Origin of the sequence: Pedobacter sp. ASV28, from assembly GCF_016428855.1 — a bacterium.
In the GTDB taxonomy this organism is placed as follows: domain Bacteria; phylum Bacteroidota; class Bacteroidia; order Sphingobacteriales; family Sphingobacteriaceae; genus Pedobacter.
On the sequence record NZ_JAELTN010000086.1, the window covers coordinates 1 to 16,058 of the forward strand.

Sequence of the window (16,058 nt, forward strand, 5' to 3'; positions counted from 1 at the left end):
CGCCATCAATGATATATCCATCACATAGAGCCATGGTACTGGCCCTAGATTTAAGTTCTTTAATTTGTTTTTCATTTAGAATATTTCCTTGTTTGTCAGCAGGATATAGTTTTTGTTTTTGCTCTATGAAAGCTTCATTATTTGTGAGTTTTCCAGCCTCTTGTTTTGGAGGGTTAGTTTCCAATGGTATATTTTTATTACAACTGATAATAATGAAAAATATACATAATAACCCTAATGACAAATGTTTTTGTTTTGAAAAATGTTTCATGAAATTTATTTTAAGTGGTTAATTTATAGTTGGTTAACAAGCTAGTAAATTTTATCTTGCTATCCAAGACATAAAATAGAAAAGGAGATGTTAATAATGCAGATTTTTTCTACTTTTAACTCCGCTATGTCTGCAAATAAAAAGAAAACGGTACTGTTTCTTCCTGCTTGGTATCCAGATGTTAACAATAACATGCTGGGTATCTTTGTTAAGAGACATGCACTTGCCATTAAGGAAACATATGAGGTTAGTGTTTTGTATGTGTGTGGGGTTAAACACCTTGATGGCTTGTTGAAATTTAGCGGCGATACAGAAGAAATCAAGACATTTACGGTTTATTATAAGAAACCAAAAACCAAAAATAGAATCTCATACGCTTATGAGGGGTTACTGTATGTTTTGGCTACTTTTTATGGCTATTATCGATATTTGAAAATCAATAAAAGACCCGATGTATTTCATGTACACGTGTTGACCAGAACAGCTATTCTGCCCTTTTTGATATCTTTTGTTGGAAAAACACCTTATTACATTACAGAACATTGGTCAAGGTACTTACCGCAGGATGGTAGGTATAAAGGAGCATTAAGGAAATGGTTTACCCGTTTAGTAGTGAGGCGTTCTAGTGGAATGAGTACCGTTTCGTTGGCCATGAAAAAAGCTTTACAGCAGCATCATCTTGATGTTCCTAATTTTCCGATTATTTCAAATGTAGTGGATGACCTATTTTATCAGGCATCGTTGAAAGATAGAAAACGTTTTTTCAATTTTTTACATGTATCGTGTTTTGACGATCAAAGCAAAAATATTTCGGGGATATTAAATGTGTTTTCCGCTCTTGAAGAACTTGGTTGTCAGTTTTCATTGACCATGGTGGGAGATGGGATTGATTTTCAGATGGCCAAAGCGTTTATACGCTCAAAAAAAATCAAGAACATCGTATTGACTGGAGCGTTGGCTGGAGAAAGATTAGTTCACGAATATGAAAAGGCAGATATGTTGGTGATGTTCAGTCATTTTGAAAATCAGCCCTGTGTAATTCTTGAGGCCAAGGCCTGTGGTTTACCTGTTTTGGCCACGCATGTTGGAGGCATACCCGAATTGGTCAATGAAAAATATGGAGTTTTGGTAGAAGTGGGCAACGAAGATCAATTGGCCATGGAAGTGAGAAATATTCTAAATGGGAAATATCATTTTAATCCTACGGCCATAAGGGAATATGCCATAGCCAACTATAGTAGAGATACTGTAGCGGAACAGTTTAAATCTTTTTACGAAGCAGGTGGGGCTGTATAAAAAATAACCCGCTCTTTTGAAGCGGGGTTATTTTTATAATTTTATCTTACCTAGTATGCTTTTCTACCCATTTCCTGGCATTTACAAAAGCTTCCATCCAAGGCGAAACCTCATCTTTTCTGCCGGCAGGATAATGTGCCCAATGCCATTGGAACAATGAACGCTCAATATGGGGCATCATGACCAAATGCCTTCCGGTATCATCGCACATCATTGCCGTGTTATAATCAGAACCATTTGGACTGGCTGGATAGCTTTCATAGCCATATTTCGAAACAATTTGGTATTTATTTTCGTCATAAGGCAATTGGAATTTACCTTCGCCATGCGATACCCAAACGCCTAGAGTACTTCCAGCCAAAGATGATAACATGACCGAATTGTTCTCTTTGAGGGTTAAGGAAGTAAATACACTTTCGTGTTTATGGCTATCATTGTGTAGCATTTTTGGTTTTACTTCATGATTTTTGTTAATCAGGCCAAGCTCAATAAACAACTGACAGCCATTACATATGCCAACTGATAAGGTGTCTTCTCTATTGAAGAAATTTTCTAAAGCAAGACGGGCTTTCTCGTTATATAAGAAGGCTCCGGCCCAACCTTTTGCAGAACCTAATACATCAGAGTTTGAAAAACCACCAACGGCACCAATAAATTGGATGTCTTCTAAAGTTTCCCTTCCTGAAATCAGGTCAGTCATGTGTACATCTTTCACATCGAAGCCTGCCAGATACATGGCATTAGCTACCTCACGCTCAGAGTTACTGCCTTTTTCACGTAAGATGGCAGCTTTAGGACGTGGTTTAGTGGTGTCAATTACAGGTTTTTTACCGTCGAACTGTGTAGGGAAGTTAAATTTTAAAGGTTGGTTTTTATAGTTGTCGAAACGTTCTTTCGCTTTAACTTCACCACTTTGTTTTCTATCCAATAGGTAAGAAGTTTTGTACCAAACATCACGCAGATGGTTAATGTCGAATGAATAGCTCTTATCGTTATTAACTACATTTAAAGTGGCTGTATTACTTACTGAACCAATTTTGCTGAATGTAACACCTTTGTTTTTTAAGATGGTCCCTACACTTTCATCCGCTTGGAAAACAACACCAATGTTTTCGGCAAATAACACTTTTAAAGAATCAGTTTCGTCTAAACCAGATAGGTCGATATTTGCACCTAAATTACTGTCTGCAAAACACATTTCAAGTAGGGTAGTAATTAGGCCACCACTGCCAATATCATGTCCAGCTTTTATTTTTTCTGCTTTGATCAGTTCTTGCAGGGTGTTAAATGCAATGCTAAACTTGGCAGCATCTTTTACATCTGGGGTTTCATTTCCAATCTTATTCAGAATTTGTGCAAAAGATGAACCACCTAATTTATATTCATCGTTACTAAGGTTGATGTAATAGATCTGACCACCATCTTTTTGTAAGACAGGTTCAACTACTTGAGTAATGTCGTTACAGTTGCCAGCTGCCGAAATAATTACGGTACCTGGCGCAATGACATCGCCATCTTTGTATTTCTGCTTCATTGAAAGCGAATCTTTGCCCGTAGGGATATTGATGCCCAATTCAATGGCAAATGCAGAACAAGCTTCTACCGCTCTATATAAACGGGCATCTTCGCCTTCATTTTTACAGGCCCACATCCAGTTGGCAGAAAGTGAAACACTTTTCAAACCGTCTTTTAACGGAGCCCAAACTAGGTTAGATAAAGATTCTGCAATAGCCACCCTACTGCCGGCACCAGCGTCAATTAAGGCTGAAAGAGGGGCGTGACCTACCGAGGTTGCAATGCCCTCCTTGCCCTGAAAATCTAAGGCCATTACGCCGCAGTTGTTTAACGGCAATTGTAAAGGGCCTGTACATTGTTGTTTGGCCACCCTGCCACCTACACATCTATCCACTTTATTCGTTAACCAATCTTTACAGGCTACTGCTTCTAATTGGAGTACCTGCTCTAAATATTCGTTGATTTTATCTTGGTTGTAAGTTACGGCTTCATAATTATGGTTAACCGTTTTGTCTTCCATGATCATTTTTGGCGAACTGCCGAACATATCACTTAAAGCTAAATCCATTGGTTTAGCGCCAGTACTAGCAGATTCGAAAGTAAAACGATGGTCGCCAGTCACTTTGCCAACGGTATACATTGGCGAACGTTCGCGGTCTGCAATTTTCTGTAAAGTGGCAGTATGTTCCTCGCTAATGACCAAACCCATGCGTTCTTGAGATTCATTGCCGATAATTTCTTTAGCCGATAGGGTGGGATCGCCAACAGGTAATTTATCCAAATCTATTTTACCGCCGGTAGCTTCAACTAATTCAGAAAGACAGTTTAAATGTCCTCCGGCACCGTGGTCGTGAATAGAGACGATGGTGTTATGGTCGCTTTCTACCATGGCGCGAACGGCATTTGCAGCACGTTTTTGCATTTCAGGGTTGGAGCGTTGGATGGCATTTAGTTCAATGCCAGAACCGTGCTGGCCAGTGTCGGCAGAAGATACGGCTGCCCCGCCCATACCAATACGGTAGTTCTCACCACCTAGAACCACAATGTTGTCGCCCGTTTTAGGCTCTTGTTTTTTAGCTTGACCTAGCTTGCCATAACCAACACCACCAGCAAGCATAATAACCTTATCGAAACCTAATTTTTGGTTATGTTCTTCATGCTCGAAAGTAAGTACAGAGCCTGTAATTAGGGGTTGACCAAATTTGTTTCCAAAATCTGAAGCCCCATTAGAAGCTTTAATCAAGATGTCCATGGGAGTTTGATACAACCATTTACGCTCTTCAACGCCTTTTTCCCAAGGGCGATTTTCTTCCAAACGAGAAAGTGCAGTCATGTAAACTGCCGTTCCTGCTAATGGTAAGGAGCCTTGTCCACCCGCTAAACGGTCTCTAATTTCACCTCCAGAGCCAGTTGCTGCTCCATTAAAAGGCTCCACCGTAGTAGGGAAGTTGTGGGTCTCGGCCTTAATCGAAATTACAGAATCGAAATCTTTGGTTTCGTAAAAAGAAGGTACGTCTGGTTTTGAAGGTGCAAATTGCTGTACTTTCGGGCCTTTAACAAAAGCCACGTTATCTTTATAAGCAGAAACAATTTCGTTAGGGTGTGTTTCAGAGGTTTTCTTAATCAATTTGAACAAGGAAGTTGGCTGTTCTATGCCATCAATCACAAATGTACCATTGAAGATTTTATGACGACAGTGCTCTGAGTTTACTTGTGAAAAGCCGAAAACTTCCGAATCAGTTAATGGTCTTCCCAATTTTTCTGCCAATCCCTTTAAATAATCAACTTCCTCCTCACTTAATGACAGGCCTTCCTGTTTGTTGTAAGCGGCAATGTCTTTAATTTCTAAGATAGGTTCGGGTTTGATATTGATCGTAAAAATATCTTGGTTAAGCCCATTGTATTTTTGAGAAAGCATGGGATCAAAAGCATCAAAACCTTCATCAACTTTTTTAAACGCTTCAATTCTGATGATCCCCTCCATACTCATGTTCTGTGTAATTTCTACCGCATTAGTACTCCAGGGAGTAATCATTGCTGCTCGTGGACCTACAAAAGAACCGCTTAAAGTGTGCGCTGTGCTAAGTTTAGCTCCGCCAAAAAGCCACTCTAGTTTTTCTGTATCAGTTGGGGATAAAGTTTGACTTGTTTGTAAAACAAAAATCTCGTCAGATTGACCTAGAAAGAAATAAATCATGCTTATTTTTTGAAGATGCAAATTTAGGTTTTTTTTAGGAGAAATTTAGTTGTTTTTGGGTTTATTTGTATGCTGAATGATTGAATTTTGAATGCTGAAATTTTGAATGATTTAATGGGCATCATATCCTCGGACACCTGACTTCAGACTTTTGACTTGAAAAATGTTTAAACGTATCCACCATATCGCCATTATTTGTTCAGATTATGAGCAGTCGAAGGATTTTTATGTCAATAAATTGGGCTTTACGGTTATGGGTGAAGTCTATAGGGCAGAACGTAAATCTTGGAAATTGGATTTAGCCATAAATGGTCATTACCAGATTGAGCTTTTTTCATTTGAAAATCCGCCCATTAGGCCATCTAGGCCAGAGGCCAGGGGTTTAAGGCATTTGGCCTTCGAAGTGGATGATGTAGAAAATGCAGTAAGAAAGTTAAGTGCAAAGGGAATTTATACGGAGCCAATTAGGATTGACGAGTTTACCGGCAAACAATTTACATTTTTTACAGATCCTGATGGATTACCTTTAGAAATCTACCAACAGTAATATGAATAATCCCTTCCGTTTTAAACAATTTGAAGTAGATCAAAGTGGCTGCGCCATGAAAATCAATACAGATGGGGTATTGCTAGGTGCCATAGCGCAACATCTAAATCCGCATCGAATATTGGATATTGGTACAGGCACCGGCGTAATTGCGTTAATGTTGGCGCAGCGTTTTCCAAAAGCGGAGGTTCATGCCGTGGAAATAGATGAGCAAGCTTCGGCAACTGCCGGCAAAAACTTTCGGCGTTCTGATTTTGGTACTAGGCTTTTCAATAATAATACCGCAATTGAACAGTTTAGCGATTCAGATAAATTTGACCTGATCGTGAGCAATCCGCCATACTTTGTGAATGATTTTAAGAGTGCGGAATATAAAAAAGGAATTGCCAGGCATACAAACGAAGTCTTTTTTGACAACCTGATCAAAAAGGTAGAGGAGCTGTTGAGCAAAGAAGGTAGGTTTTGGTTTATTCTTCCTGTTAAACAAGCGCTTTTGTTGATCGAGCGTGCTAAAGATTATGGTTTGCTGGTTAATGTGCGGATAGATCTACATTCTGATAGGTCCAAGCCTGCTTTTAGATTGATGGTTGGCTTGTCAAGAATGACGTTGGAACCACAATGTCAGCATTTTTATATCTATGAAGCGGAAAAAAACTATACCCAAGCCTATAAAACCTTGCTCAAGGATTTCTTTTTAGCTTTTTAGGCTGAAATTGCAAAATAGATACTATTTTTATAGTTCGCAAACCGGCTATTTATTTACCTATCAAGATGATGCTTCTTAAGAATTTTTTGTGTGCTCTATTATTGTTTTGTTTGTATGGGGGCCACTCTTTAGCCCAGACTAAAGTTATAGATAGCTTGTCTCGGGTAATAGAAGACTCTAACAGCCCATTGAAAAAGGGCGCGTTATATTTGCAAAGAAGCAAGAGCTGGCCTGCACAGCAATATGATAAAATTATTGCCGATGGACAACAATCACTTAATTACTTTCAGCAGGTAAGTGATACACTTGGCCTTGTTGATGCGGGTTTACAATTGGCTTATACCTATAGCAAACAAAATAAATATGAGACTGCCATAGAATTTGACAGTTTTTCGCTTCAATTGGCCGAGAAAAAAGGTTATGAAAAAGGTGGTATATTGGCATTGGCCCATAGGGGACGTAATTATGCGGCTTTGGGAGATCGGGTTTTGGCCGAAAGGGATTTCTTGGCCGCCTTGGCCAGTTGTACCAAAGGTGGGCATGAAACCGAAACAATAGCCGCTTATAACGGCTTGGGTGTATTGTACCGGCAAATGGGCAAATATGAAGCTTCCCTTAAAAATCTTGATCGCTTGATAGAAATTAGTGAAAAACATAAGCAGAAGCCTGTTTTGGCTACTGCTCTTATGAATAAAGCCAATACATTGGCTATGTTGGCAAAATATGAAGACGCTATGTCTTTTCATTTAAAGAGCCTGAACATTAAAGAACAACTGAACGATAAAGTTGGACTATTGCAGTCTTATAATAATATGGGCATACTGCTCAGGTCAATGAAAGATTATGAGAAGAGTATTGAATACTATAAAAAGGCCCTGCAACTATCTGTGCCAGCTAAGGTATACGGATCTATAGGTAATAATTACTCAAATTTGGCCATTTCTTATATCGATATTAACAAAAACCTCGATTCGGTACCATATTTTTTCCAGCAAGCCATAGCAGCTTTTGAACGGGTTAAAGAACCATCAGGTTTGGCTATGAGCTTGCATAATTACGGCAATTTCCTAATGGAGAAGAAGAAAGATTACGAAGCTGCAGAAAAGCTGTTGCAAAATGCTTTGTCTATTAGAAAGAAATTATCTTCTGCATACGATGTGGCTTCTACTATGAATGCTTTGGGTACTTTAAAGCAAAGACAAGGGGCGCACAAAGAAGCGGAGCAGTTGTTGCTTTCGGCCCTAGGAATGCTAAAGACAGAGAACGGAGTTAAAAAGAAGGATGCCTATTTAAGGTTAGCCCAGTTTTATAGGGAAAATGGTGACCTGGAAAAAGCATATGAATATCAGGCAGGTTATGCCGCTATGCAAGACACCTTATTGACCGAAGGCGAGGTGGTCAGTGCCCTAAAGTTGCAGAATGGTTATGAGGTTGAAAAGAAAAATATAGCATTGAGCCTTGCCAATAAAGAAAACCAGTTGAATAAGTTGACCATTAGCAAACATCAGCAACAGTTATGGTTTTTGGGAGTGGTGGTGGTGCTACTGGTATTGCTTTCCCTATTGTTATATAGGAGCTATCTTCATAAAAAGGAACATGCTCAGGTATTAGCGCTAAAGAACGAACAAATAGAAACCCTGATCAGGGAGCAGCATCATCGGGTAAAAAATAATCTTCAGGTCATTTCCGCACTATTATCCCTGCAAAGGAATAAAATAGAAGATGAGGTGGCCAAAGATGCCCTGGAAGAGGGTAAACTTAGGGTAGATGCCATGGCCATGATCCACCAAAAACTATATATGGATGAGCATTTGACCACTATCAACATGAAGGAATATGTAAGTAATCTTGGTCATTCCCTGGCCGATAGTTATGGATATCATGGAAATGTGGTGAAAACACATATCGATCTTCCAGATAAGAATTTAGACATCGATTTGGCTATTCCTGTTGGTTTGATTATCAATGAGTTGATCTCGAACAGTTTTAAATATGCTTTTAGGCAACAAGATCAGCCAGAAATCAAGGTCAGTATGATGCAGGATGAACATAGGCAGACTGAACTGGTCATTTCAGACAATGGCAAGGAAAATTGGGATGCGGCCCAAGGTGATTTCTCTCAATCCTTTGGTCTGAAACTGATCAAGACGCTTGTTAAGCAACTTCAGGGTACCCTAAAGGTGCAAAATATAGATGGAACAAAATATACCATTGTTTTTAAAACTTCCTAAGCTAGACTGTACGTGAGTATCCTCATCATAGAAGACCAATTGATTACTGCAGAAGAAATTGCGGAGTTCCTAACAGAGGAAGGATTTGACATTATTGATACCGTACCCTCTGCCGATGCGGCCTTAAAACGGTGTGAAGCATTGTCCGTACCGCTAAAGGTAGCTATTTGCGATATTAACCTCAAAGAGGGGGCGAATGGTATAGCGTTGGCTGAAAAGCTGGTGGAATTATACAAATGTGAAATTATATTCCTTTCTGCCTATACCGATATACCTACGTTGAATGAGGCATTTAATATAAAGCCTGTAATGTATGTGTCAAAGCCCTATCTCAATAAACAGCTTTTGATTGCGGTTCATATGGCCATGCATAAGCATTATGAAAAGCAGAAAGAGCAACCTTCGATAAAAATTGAACTTTCTAAACGCGAGATTGAAATTGTAGGCCTCATTAGGGAAGGTTTGTCTTCTAAGCAGGTGGCCGATCGCCTGTTCATTGCTAAGGATACCGTGAATACCCATCGTAGAAATATCTTACAACGATATGGGTTGCACAATTTTTCTCAGCTTATCTATCTGCTCAGTAGGCAGTGAGGCTCCTTCTCGAAAAGGTATGGGTAAGGCCTATGGCCATTTTTTTTGTTGGTTCGGAAAGTTTAATTTTGAGTTTCATCTTCAAATCTCTTCGATACATTGAAAACAATAGGGCTCCTTTCCGATACACATGGCTATCTAGATGATGCCATATACAAATACTTTGACCAATGCGATGAAATATGGCATGCCGGCGATTTTGGTCCCGATGTGGCCGAGCCTTTAGCTGCTTTTAAGCCCCTGCGGGGCGTATATGGCAATATAGACGATGCGGGCATCAGGCAGCAGTTTCCTGAGCACTTGCGTTTTAAGTGCGAAAGGGTAGAGGTATGGATGACCCATATTGGTGGATATCCAGGTAGATATGCCCCGCAGGTGAAGAAAGAAATTTACACTAAGCCCCCTGGGTTGTTCATCACTGGGCATTCGCATATCTTAAAGGTAATGTACGATGAAAAAATACAATGTTTGCATATGAACCCCGGAGCGGCGGGAAAACATGGATGGCATAAGGTAAGAACTTTGATTCGTTTTTGTATTTCCGAAGAAAAAATACATACCTTAGAGGTCATAGAGTTAGGGATTAGATAACGTAAAAAATACACTAAGTAAAATCATGTTGGGTATAAAAACATTAGGTCAGTTTATTATCGAAAAGCAAGCGGATTTTCCGTATGCAAAAGGAGAGTTGTCTCGTTTGTTGAGAGACATCGGTATTGCCGCAAAAATTGTAAACCGCGAAGTAAACAAAGCGGGTTTGGTAGATATTTTAGGGGATGCCGATACCATTAATATACAGGGGGAAGGTCAAAAAAAGCTTGATGTTTATGCTAACGACCAGTTTATATCGGCACTTACTAGTGGTGGCGAGTGTTGTATTGTAGCCAGCGAGGAGGAAGATAATTTTGTACGAATTGATTCTCCTGTTTCAAAAAATGCCCGATACATAGTATGTATAGATCCTTTAGATGGTTCCTCAAATATTGATATTAACGTTACGGTTGGAACCATTTTTTCCATTTATAGAAGAAAATCTACCGAAGGTCCTGCTACCTTGGATGATGTTTTGCAAAGGGGAACGGAGCAAGTTGCTGCGGGTTATGTCATTTATGGTTCTTCTACCATGTTGGTGTATACTACCGGAAAAGGGGTAAACGGGTTTACGTTAGATCCATCGATAGGAGAGTTTTGCCTGTCTCACCCAGATATGAAAATTCCAGAGGATGGCGTAATCTATTCTATTAACGAAGGTAACTATATCCATTTTCCAGAAGGTGTGAAAAAATATATCAAATACGCCCAGGTGGAAGATCCGGTTACCAATAGGCCCTACACCTCAAGATATATTGGTGCAATGGCAGCTGATATCCACAGAAGTTTGATTAAGGGGGGTATTTATATGTACCCAACCACATCGGCTTCGCCAAAAGGCAAATTACGCCTATTGTATGAATGTAATCCAATGGCTTTTATTATTGAACAGGCTGGTGGAATAGCTTCTGATGGTTTGAATAGGATCTTGGATATTGAACCTACAGAACTTCACCAACGTGTTGCTATTTTTGTAGGCTCTCCAAAAATGGTAAGAAAAGTAGAAGAATTCATGGCAGAGTTTTCCCCTTTGGAAAAGCTGAAAGAAAAGACAATGGCAATTAAATCAGCCTGATCAGTTTAAAATTTTTTGCGGAAATTAGAATATTTTGATATTTTTAAACGATAACTTTAATGAAAGTTATACGAAACAAATTATAAAATTATGAAAGCTAGAATTAAAATAACGACTGTTCTAATGTTTGTCTCTATTTTTTGTGTGAATGTGATGGCGCAGGAGGCTAAACCTAAGGCCAGTCCGGCAGCTACCGTTACAGGTAATGTTAATGGCGCAAACATCACGATCAACTACAGTAGTCCTGCCGTTAAGGGACGTAAGATTTGGGGAGGCTTGGAAGCTTATGATAAAGTTTGGCGTGCGGGAGCGAATGATGCGACTACATTTGAAACGGATAAAGATATTAAAGTGGAAGGCAAGACTTTACCAGCCGGTAAATATAGTTTCTTTTTGATCCCTCGAGAAAATGGTAAGTGGACGGCCATTTTTAATAAGGAAGCCAAACAATGGGGCGCTTTTAAATATGAAGAAGCTAAAGATCAGTTAAGGGTAGAAGTAAAAACGAAAACTTTGCCAGAAACGCAAGAGCGATTGGTTTACAATCTCCACAAAAATGGATTTTCTTTAGACTGGGATAAGATCTCGGTACCAGTTACCATCAAGTAAAAGCATAAAATAAAATAGAAAAAAGCTGTGCCACATTGGAGCATGGCTTTTTTTGTTTGTAAGTCAGATGTCGGGAAGTCAGATGACGGAAGTTTGGAAGTTGAAAAATCGTAGGTTCGAAGTTAGGGCTAGGTAAATCAATTGATGACTTATCGCTCTGTGAATCACAATTTTTAACCTCATTTTGTGTGTATCTGTTTATTTTTGCAGTTTTTTTGAATGTTTTTGATGGAGAGAAAATAGTAAATAAGGAATAGAAAATAGGTAGGCGGTAGGCTTAAAAATCCTTAATTCGGCAGAAAGTTTAAAGCCAAAGGCATAAAGTGTCAAAAACTTAGAACTTATAACGCATCACTTATAACTCCCAACTCCCTAAGCTCGTTCTGCTTCAAAAGCTGTATCTATTTCCCAATTGGCTTTATTTTGCGAGGCAGCTACGGCCAAACGGTCGCAGCGTTCATTTTCCGGATGCTCATTATGGCCCTTGATCCAAGTAAATTTGACCTGGTGCAATTTGTGCAGGGCAAGATACTGTATCCAGAGGTCTTTGTTCTTTTTGCCCTGAAAACCTTTTTTTACCCAACCAAATACCCAGCCTTTTTCCACCGAATCGACCACGTATTTGGAATCTGAAAAGACTGTAACTTGTTGCCCCGGACTTTTTATTGCTTTTAAACCGATAATAACGGCCAACAATTCCATGCGGTTGTTGGTAGTCATTCTGAAGCCACCACTTATTTCTTTGTAATGGGCGCCCGAGCGTAAGATTACGCCATAACCTCCCGGACCTGGATTGCCACTTGCGGCACCGTCTGTATAAATTTCTATCATTAAGTTTGGTAAGCCTTATTTTTTAACCAGTTACCTTTCAAAACCATTTAATTGCGTTAAATTAGTGCAGTTTAAAGCGAGCTGAAATGTGTTCAAATATAGGAATTACGCTTAGTTTGCCTTTGAAATATTGGTAAAACGAAGCAAAATAAAAATAGTTATGGAGAAAAATGCAGTTACTTTTCGATTTTTAACTGAACCTGGCGATGTGAATTTTGGAGGGAAGGTACATGGAGGGGCCGTAATGAAATGGATTGATCAAGCGGCCTATACCTGCGCCGTAAACTGGAGCAGCAGGTATTGTGTAACGGTATATGTAGGTGGTATTCGATTCGTCAATCCTATTCTGATTGGAGAGATTGTAGAAGTAAATGCCAGAATCATTTATACTGGTCGCACGAGCATGCACATTAGCGTAGGTATAAATGCTATTAACCCTAAAACCAAGTCGGAAACTAGGGCCACTCACTGTATCATTGTATTTGCTGCTATAGATGATGAGGGTAAAACAGTGCCCGTACCAGAATGGGTGCCCAAAACGAAAGAAGATAAGCAGTTGCATCAATACGCAATCAGACTCGCCGATATGCGGAAAGAGATTAATGAGGAGATGAAGACTTATTTTGGCTAGCTAGGGGGAGAATTGTTGGGTGGTTAGAAAGTTGTAATGTTGGAAAGTTCTAGGCATAGATTATTTGATTGCTATTGTTGTTAAAATGGTTAACTGTTTAAATTGCTTTGCTGCTTATTGTAAACTTAAACCGAAAATCGTCATTGCAAAGAACAGAGTGATGAAGCAATCTTTTCATTGTTTACTTGTCATTGGGAATTGAAACCTGGCAGTTGAAAACCATCTCGATACTTTAATCTCTTGCCAATTAGCTCTTTAATTAAAATTTACAGTATTTTTTTAAAAATTTTTGCAAAAAATAATAAAAACCGTACTTTTGTGACACTAAAAAACACGGTGGCTGTAGCTCAGTTGGTTAGAGTATTGGTTTGTGGTGCCGAGGGTCGTGGGTTCGAGCCCCATCAGCCACCCAAAACCCCTTTAAGGTTATCTTAAAGGGGTTTTTTGATTTTAGGTTCTTTTTAAATCATTGATTACAGGCAATAGAGGCCGATTTTTGGTTCGAGGTCTATAAGGTTACCTTGACGGGGCAAATGCTCACTGAACCTTAAATTCATTATATAAATAACTGTAAATCAATAATTTGAGATTTCTATTTCTTTAGATTTGGTTCGATGTTCTTAAACTAAGTGCTTTTATTAATTGTCATTGCCCAATCTAAAATGTAATTATATAACTGGGATATTTTGATGTCTGGATTTTCTTTGTATTTTTCCAATAGCATGCGGTTTAACTCTTTGAATTTTACAAATCCCCTGCTGTTTTTCATCTGGTCTTCCATCATCGGCAGATATTCCAAAGTCTCCTTATTGGAATAATTGTCATTTATGTATAAGCTGTAAACTGCAAAAGTCATGTACTCATTAAATATTTTAAACTGATTACCATAAGCACTTGTTACATCACCTTTAGCCCACTTTTCTCTGTTAGAAAAAGAATTATTAATTTTATCAAGTAGGCCTTCTGAAACTGGGTTGACGTAATTGTGGTCTATTTCAGTAAATACAATTCGGCTTTCCAAGAGTTCATTTATTATTGGCGTGTATTTAGAGTCCATTTCGGCCTTGCAGATAAACATCAAGGTCTGATTGAAATCATTATCAGCTAATTTGGTGGTAGAATGAGCTCCATATACCAATGGCGAAAAATATACAGCATATGAACCATATCCAAAGCCGAATTTTTTATCCAACCAGTTCTGCATTTTTTGTATCGGATTGAGTTGATTATACGTAGTAATCAAGCTCGTATAATACGATTTGTTCTCTTTATAGAATTCCCTAAATCCTGATTTTCTTGCAAAATCCTCTATTAGAGCGGTGTCCTTCATCGGGTCGAACATATACCATCCCTTTGCCATTTCCTTCACAGCTCCATTATTTTTTATGTTTCCTTTTTTGTCAAAGCTGTAAGCACAGGCATTCATTTTTAGTGCGAAGTAATACCCATAGCTTTCTCTGGAAAACATATATAAATTTTGTTCCTCTAAGTGTTTCAGTCCGTTAATATATTTTTGGACGGTATCAATGATTGGATGGTTTTTGTATGGATTAAAATGATTTTTTACTTTTTGATAATATGCTGATTTGGTGTCAAACATATTACTCTCATTTTCGGCATCAATGTGAAGTGCCATTATGATATTTACCAGTTCGCTTACCTCCGGTATTTCTACTGTGGTTTTGCCTTTATGCACTTTGATATAGTTTTTGGAGAAGGTTACGTTCGGTGCCTTGACCTGTTGCCCAAAAGTCATTTGGGTATATAAGATAGCAATTATAAAAAAAGCAATTTTTTTCATCTGATTTCAGCCTGTCTTTGTAATACGAATTATTTCGTACTCAAATATATGAATGTTTTCTTTTAAACGAAATGAATATTATGAAAATGATTGAAATAAGCTATTTACTTATTTCAATCGTATTTGAACATCTTAATCCACTTTTTATCACTACACTATTTTTTAATAAGAAATCTTGAAACCCAGATAGACTGGATTGAGTTATATCTTTCTCAAAATGCGTATTTGGTGACAATTTCCTATCACTTTACTGGTATAGTGATCCAATATTCTTAACTCTCTATTCTTCCGAAATTTTCGAAAAACCACCTATTTCAATCAATTCGTCCACAAAATGGTTCGAATTACGCACCGCCACTGACCCGTTAGCCCTTTAAGATATCTTAAAGGGCTTTTTCTTTTTATGGTAATTTTCAAATCGCTGATTAGAGAAGGTAGAGACCGATTTTTGGTTCGAGCACCATATGGGTACCCTCACGGTACAAAAATAATTCCTTACCAATTTATTATGTTTAATTAATTAGTAATCAATAAATTATAATTTATTTTTTTTCTTTTTTTGGTTCGATGTAGATACTATTATAAATGGAATCCTTTAAATCCGCAAATTGAGTCCTTGGAAATAGGCGAAATTTGTTTTTTATTGGTTAATTGTATAAATTTTTTCAGATCATGTTCACACTAAGTCCTCATATGATATGCAAAATAGTAAAAGTATGTGGTTGTCTATTATAACTCTTGCTAAAAATCGCACTTTTTTTAAGACAAAAAATTGGAACTTGATAACAAAATGTTGCCATTCTTTTAAATTCGATGACATATTATTGTTGTATTCTCCATTCTAGTTGCCGTATCGTTATGCTGTGTGTAAATTAATACCATTACACATGTATTAAAAATGACAAGTTATGGCAAGAAATGATTTAAAAGGGAAAGTAGTTTTAATCGCTGGTGGCGGTAAAAACCTTGGTGGATTATTAAGCAGAGATTTTGCAGCAAAAGGTGCAAAACTGGCTATTCATTACAATAGTGAAAGTTCAAAGACTGAAAGTGAAAAAACGTTGGCCGAGGTACAGAAATTGGGTGCCGAAGCTTTTCTATTCCAAGGTGATTTAACTCAGGTCTGTCTCTTATACACATCTCCGAGCCCACGAGACCTGCGT

The 16,058-nt window shown here is 38.3% G+C and carries 14 protein-coding genes and 1 tRNA gene; 11 read left to right on the plus strand and 4 right to left on the minus strand.

Features of this window, described 5'->3' with window-relative positions:
• Positions 1-271, minus strand: a 271-nt coding sequence (locus JHD79_RS20860; protein ID WP_199121298.1) for a hypothetical protein, incomplete at its 3' end; no start/stop codon positions are given.
• Positions 272-397: 126 nt separating this feature from the next.
• Here JHD79_RS20860 and JHD79_RS20865 point away from each other — a divergent pair.
• On the plus strand, positions 398-1,567 hold the full coding sequence (locus tag JHD79_RS20865; RefSeq protein WP_199121299.1) for a glycosyltransferase: 1,170 nt from the start codon (positions 398-400) through the stop codon (positions 1,565-1,567).
• 46 nt (positions 1,568-1,613) lie between these two features.
• Here JHD79_RS20865 and purL read toward each other — a convergent pair whose 3' ends face one another.
• A complete protein-coding gene (purL, locus tag JHD79_RS20870) occupies positions 1,614-5,279 on the minus strand; it encodes a phosphoribosylformylglycinamidine synthase (protein WP_199121300.1) in 3,666 nt (1,221 codons plus the stop codon).
• A gap of 163 nt (positions 5,280-5,442) precedes the next feature.
• Between purL and JHD79_RS20875 the strand changes: the two genes are divergently transcribed.
• The 7 genes from JHD79_RS20875 to JHD79_RS20905 all read left to right on the plus strand — a co-directional run bounded on the left by JHD79_RS20875 (position 5,443) and on the right by JHD79_RS20905 (position 11,632).
• Positions 5,443-5,826, plus strand: a complete 384-nt coding sequence (locus tag JHD79_RS20875; RefSeq protein WP_199121301.1) for a VOC family protein — start codon at positions 5,443-5,445, stop codon at positions 5,824-5,826.
• Between the two features lies 1 nt (position 5,827).
• Positions 5,828-6,532, plus strand: coding sequence for a tRNA1(Val) (adenine(37)-N6)-methyltransferase (locus JHD79_RS20880; RefSeq protein ID WP_199121302.1), 705 nt, complete (start codon positions 5,828-5,830; stop codon positions 6,530-6,532).
• 188 nt (positions 6,533-6,720) lie between these two features.
• Positions 6,721-8,763, plus strand: coding sequence for a tetratricopeptide repeat protein (locus tag JHD79_RS20885; RefSeq protein ID WP_199121303.1), 2,043 nt, complete (start codon positions 6,721-6,723; stop codon positions 8,761-8,763).
• A gap of 12 nt (positions 8,764-8,775) precedes the next feature.
• Entirely contained in the window at positions 8,776-9,357 is a 582-nt protein-coding gene (locus tag JHD79_RS20890) for a response regulator transcription factor (RefSeq protein ID WP_199121304.1), read from the plus strand.
• Between the two features lie 99 nt (positions 9,358-9,456).
• On the plus strand, positions 9,457-9,948 hold the full coding sequence (locus JHD79_RS20895) for a metallophosphoesterase (protein ID WP_199121305.1): 492 nt from the start codon (positions 9,457-9,459) through the stop codon (positions 9,946-9,948).
• 25 nt (positions 9,949-9,973) lie between these two features.
• On the plus strand, positions 9,974-11,023 hold the full coding sequence (gene fbp / locus JHD79_RS20900; protein ID WP_199121306.1) for a class 1 fructose-bisphosphatase: 1,050 nt from the start codon (positions 9,974-9,976) through the stop codon (positions 11,021-11,023).
• A 90-nt stretch (positions 11,024-11,113) separates the two neighbouring features.
• Entirely contained in the window at positions 11,114-11,632 is a 519-nt protein-coding gene (locus tag JHD79_RS20905) for a DUF2911 domain-containing protein (protein ID WP_199121307.1), read from the plus strand.
• Between the two features lie 372 nt (positions 11,633-12,004).
• On the opposite strand, the gene rnhA is transcribed toward JHD79_RS20905, so the two are convergent.
• Positions 12,005-12,463 carry a ribonuclease HI gene (gene rnhA / locus JHD79_RS20910; RefSeq protein WP_199121308.1) on the minus strand — a complete coding sequence of 153 codons (459 nt, stop codon included), beginning with the start codon at positions 12,461-12,463 and terminating at the stop codon, positions 12,005-12,007.
• A 160-nt stretch (positions 12,464-12,623) separates the two neighbouring features.
• On the opposite strand from rnhA, the gene JHD79_RS20915 reads away from it, so the two are divergent.
• Positions 12,624-13,094, plus strand: a complete 471-nt coding sequence (locus JHD79_RS20915) for an acyl-CoA thioesterase (RefSeq protein WP_233164813.1) — start codon at positions 12,624-12,626, stop codon at positions 13,092-13,094.
• A 336-nt stretch (positions 13,095-13,430) separates the two neighbouring features.
• Positions 13,431-13,504 (plus strand) — tRNA-His (locus JHD79_RS20920).
• Between the two features lie 215 nt (positions 13,505-13,719).
• On the opposite strand, the gene JHD79_RS20925 is transcribed toward JHD79_RS20920, so the two are convergent.
• Complete coding sequence (locus JHD79_RS20925; RefSeq protein ID WP_199121309.1) at positions 13,720-14,895, minus strand: DUF4932 domain-containing protein; 1,176 nt, start codon at positions 14,893-14,895, stop codon at positions 13,720-13,722.
• Positions 14,896-15,803: 908 nt separating this feature from the next.
• Between JHD79_RS20925 and JHD79_RS20930 the strand changes: the two genes are divergently transcribed.
• Positions 15,804-16,058, plus strand: a 255-nt coding sequence (locus JHD79_RS20930) for an SDR family NAD(P)-dependent oxidoreductase (protein WP_370583365.1), incomplete at its 3' end; no start/stop codon positions are given.

Coding starts and splice junctions, on each gene's coding strand:
- JHD79_RS20925 (WP_199121309.1), bottom strand. CDS start 14,895: ATGAAAAAAATTGCTTTTTTTATAATTGCTATCTTATATACCCAAATG.
- JHD79_RS20880 (WP_199121302.1), top strand. CDS start 5,828: ATGAATAATCCCTTCCGTTTTAAACAATTTGAAGTAGATCAAAGTGGC.
- purL (WP_199121300.1), bottom strand. CDS start 5,279: ATGATTTATTTCTTTCTAGGTCAATCTGACGAGATTTTTGTTTTACAA.
- fbp (WP_199121306.1), top strand. CDS start 9,974: ATGTTGGGTATAAAAACATTAGGTCAGTTTATTATCGAAAAGCAAGCG.
- JHD79_RS20905 (WP_199121307.1), top strand. CDS start 11,114: ATGAAAGCTAGAATTAAAATAACGACTGTTCTAATGTTTGTCTCTATT.
- JHD79_RS20875 (WP_199121301.1), top strand. CDS start 5,443: ATGTTTAAACGTATCCACCATATCGCCATTATTTGTTCAGATTATGAG.
- rnhA (WP_199121308.1), bottom strand. CDS start 12,463: ATGATAGAAATTTATACAGACGGTGCCGCAAGTGGCAATCCAGGTCCG.
- JHD79_RS20915 (WP_233164813.1), top strand. CDS start 12,624: ATGGAGAAAAATGCAGTTACTTTTCGATTTTTAACTGAACCTGGCGAT.
- JHD79_RS20865 (WP_199121299.1), top strand. CDS start 398: ATGTCTGCAAATAAAAAGAAAACGGTACTGTTTCTTCCTGCTTGGTAT.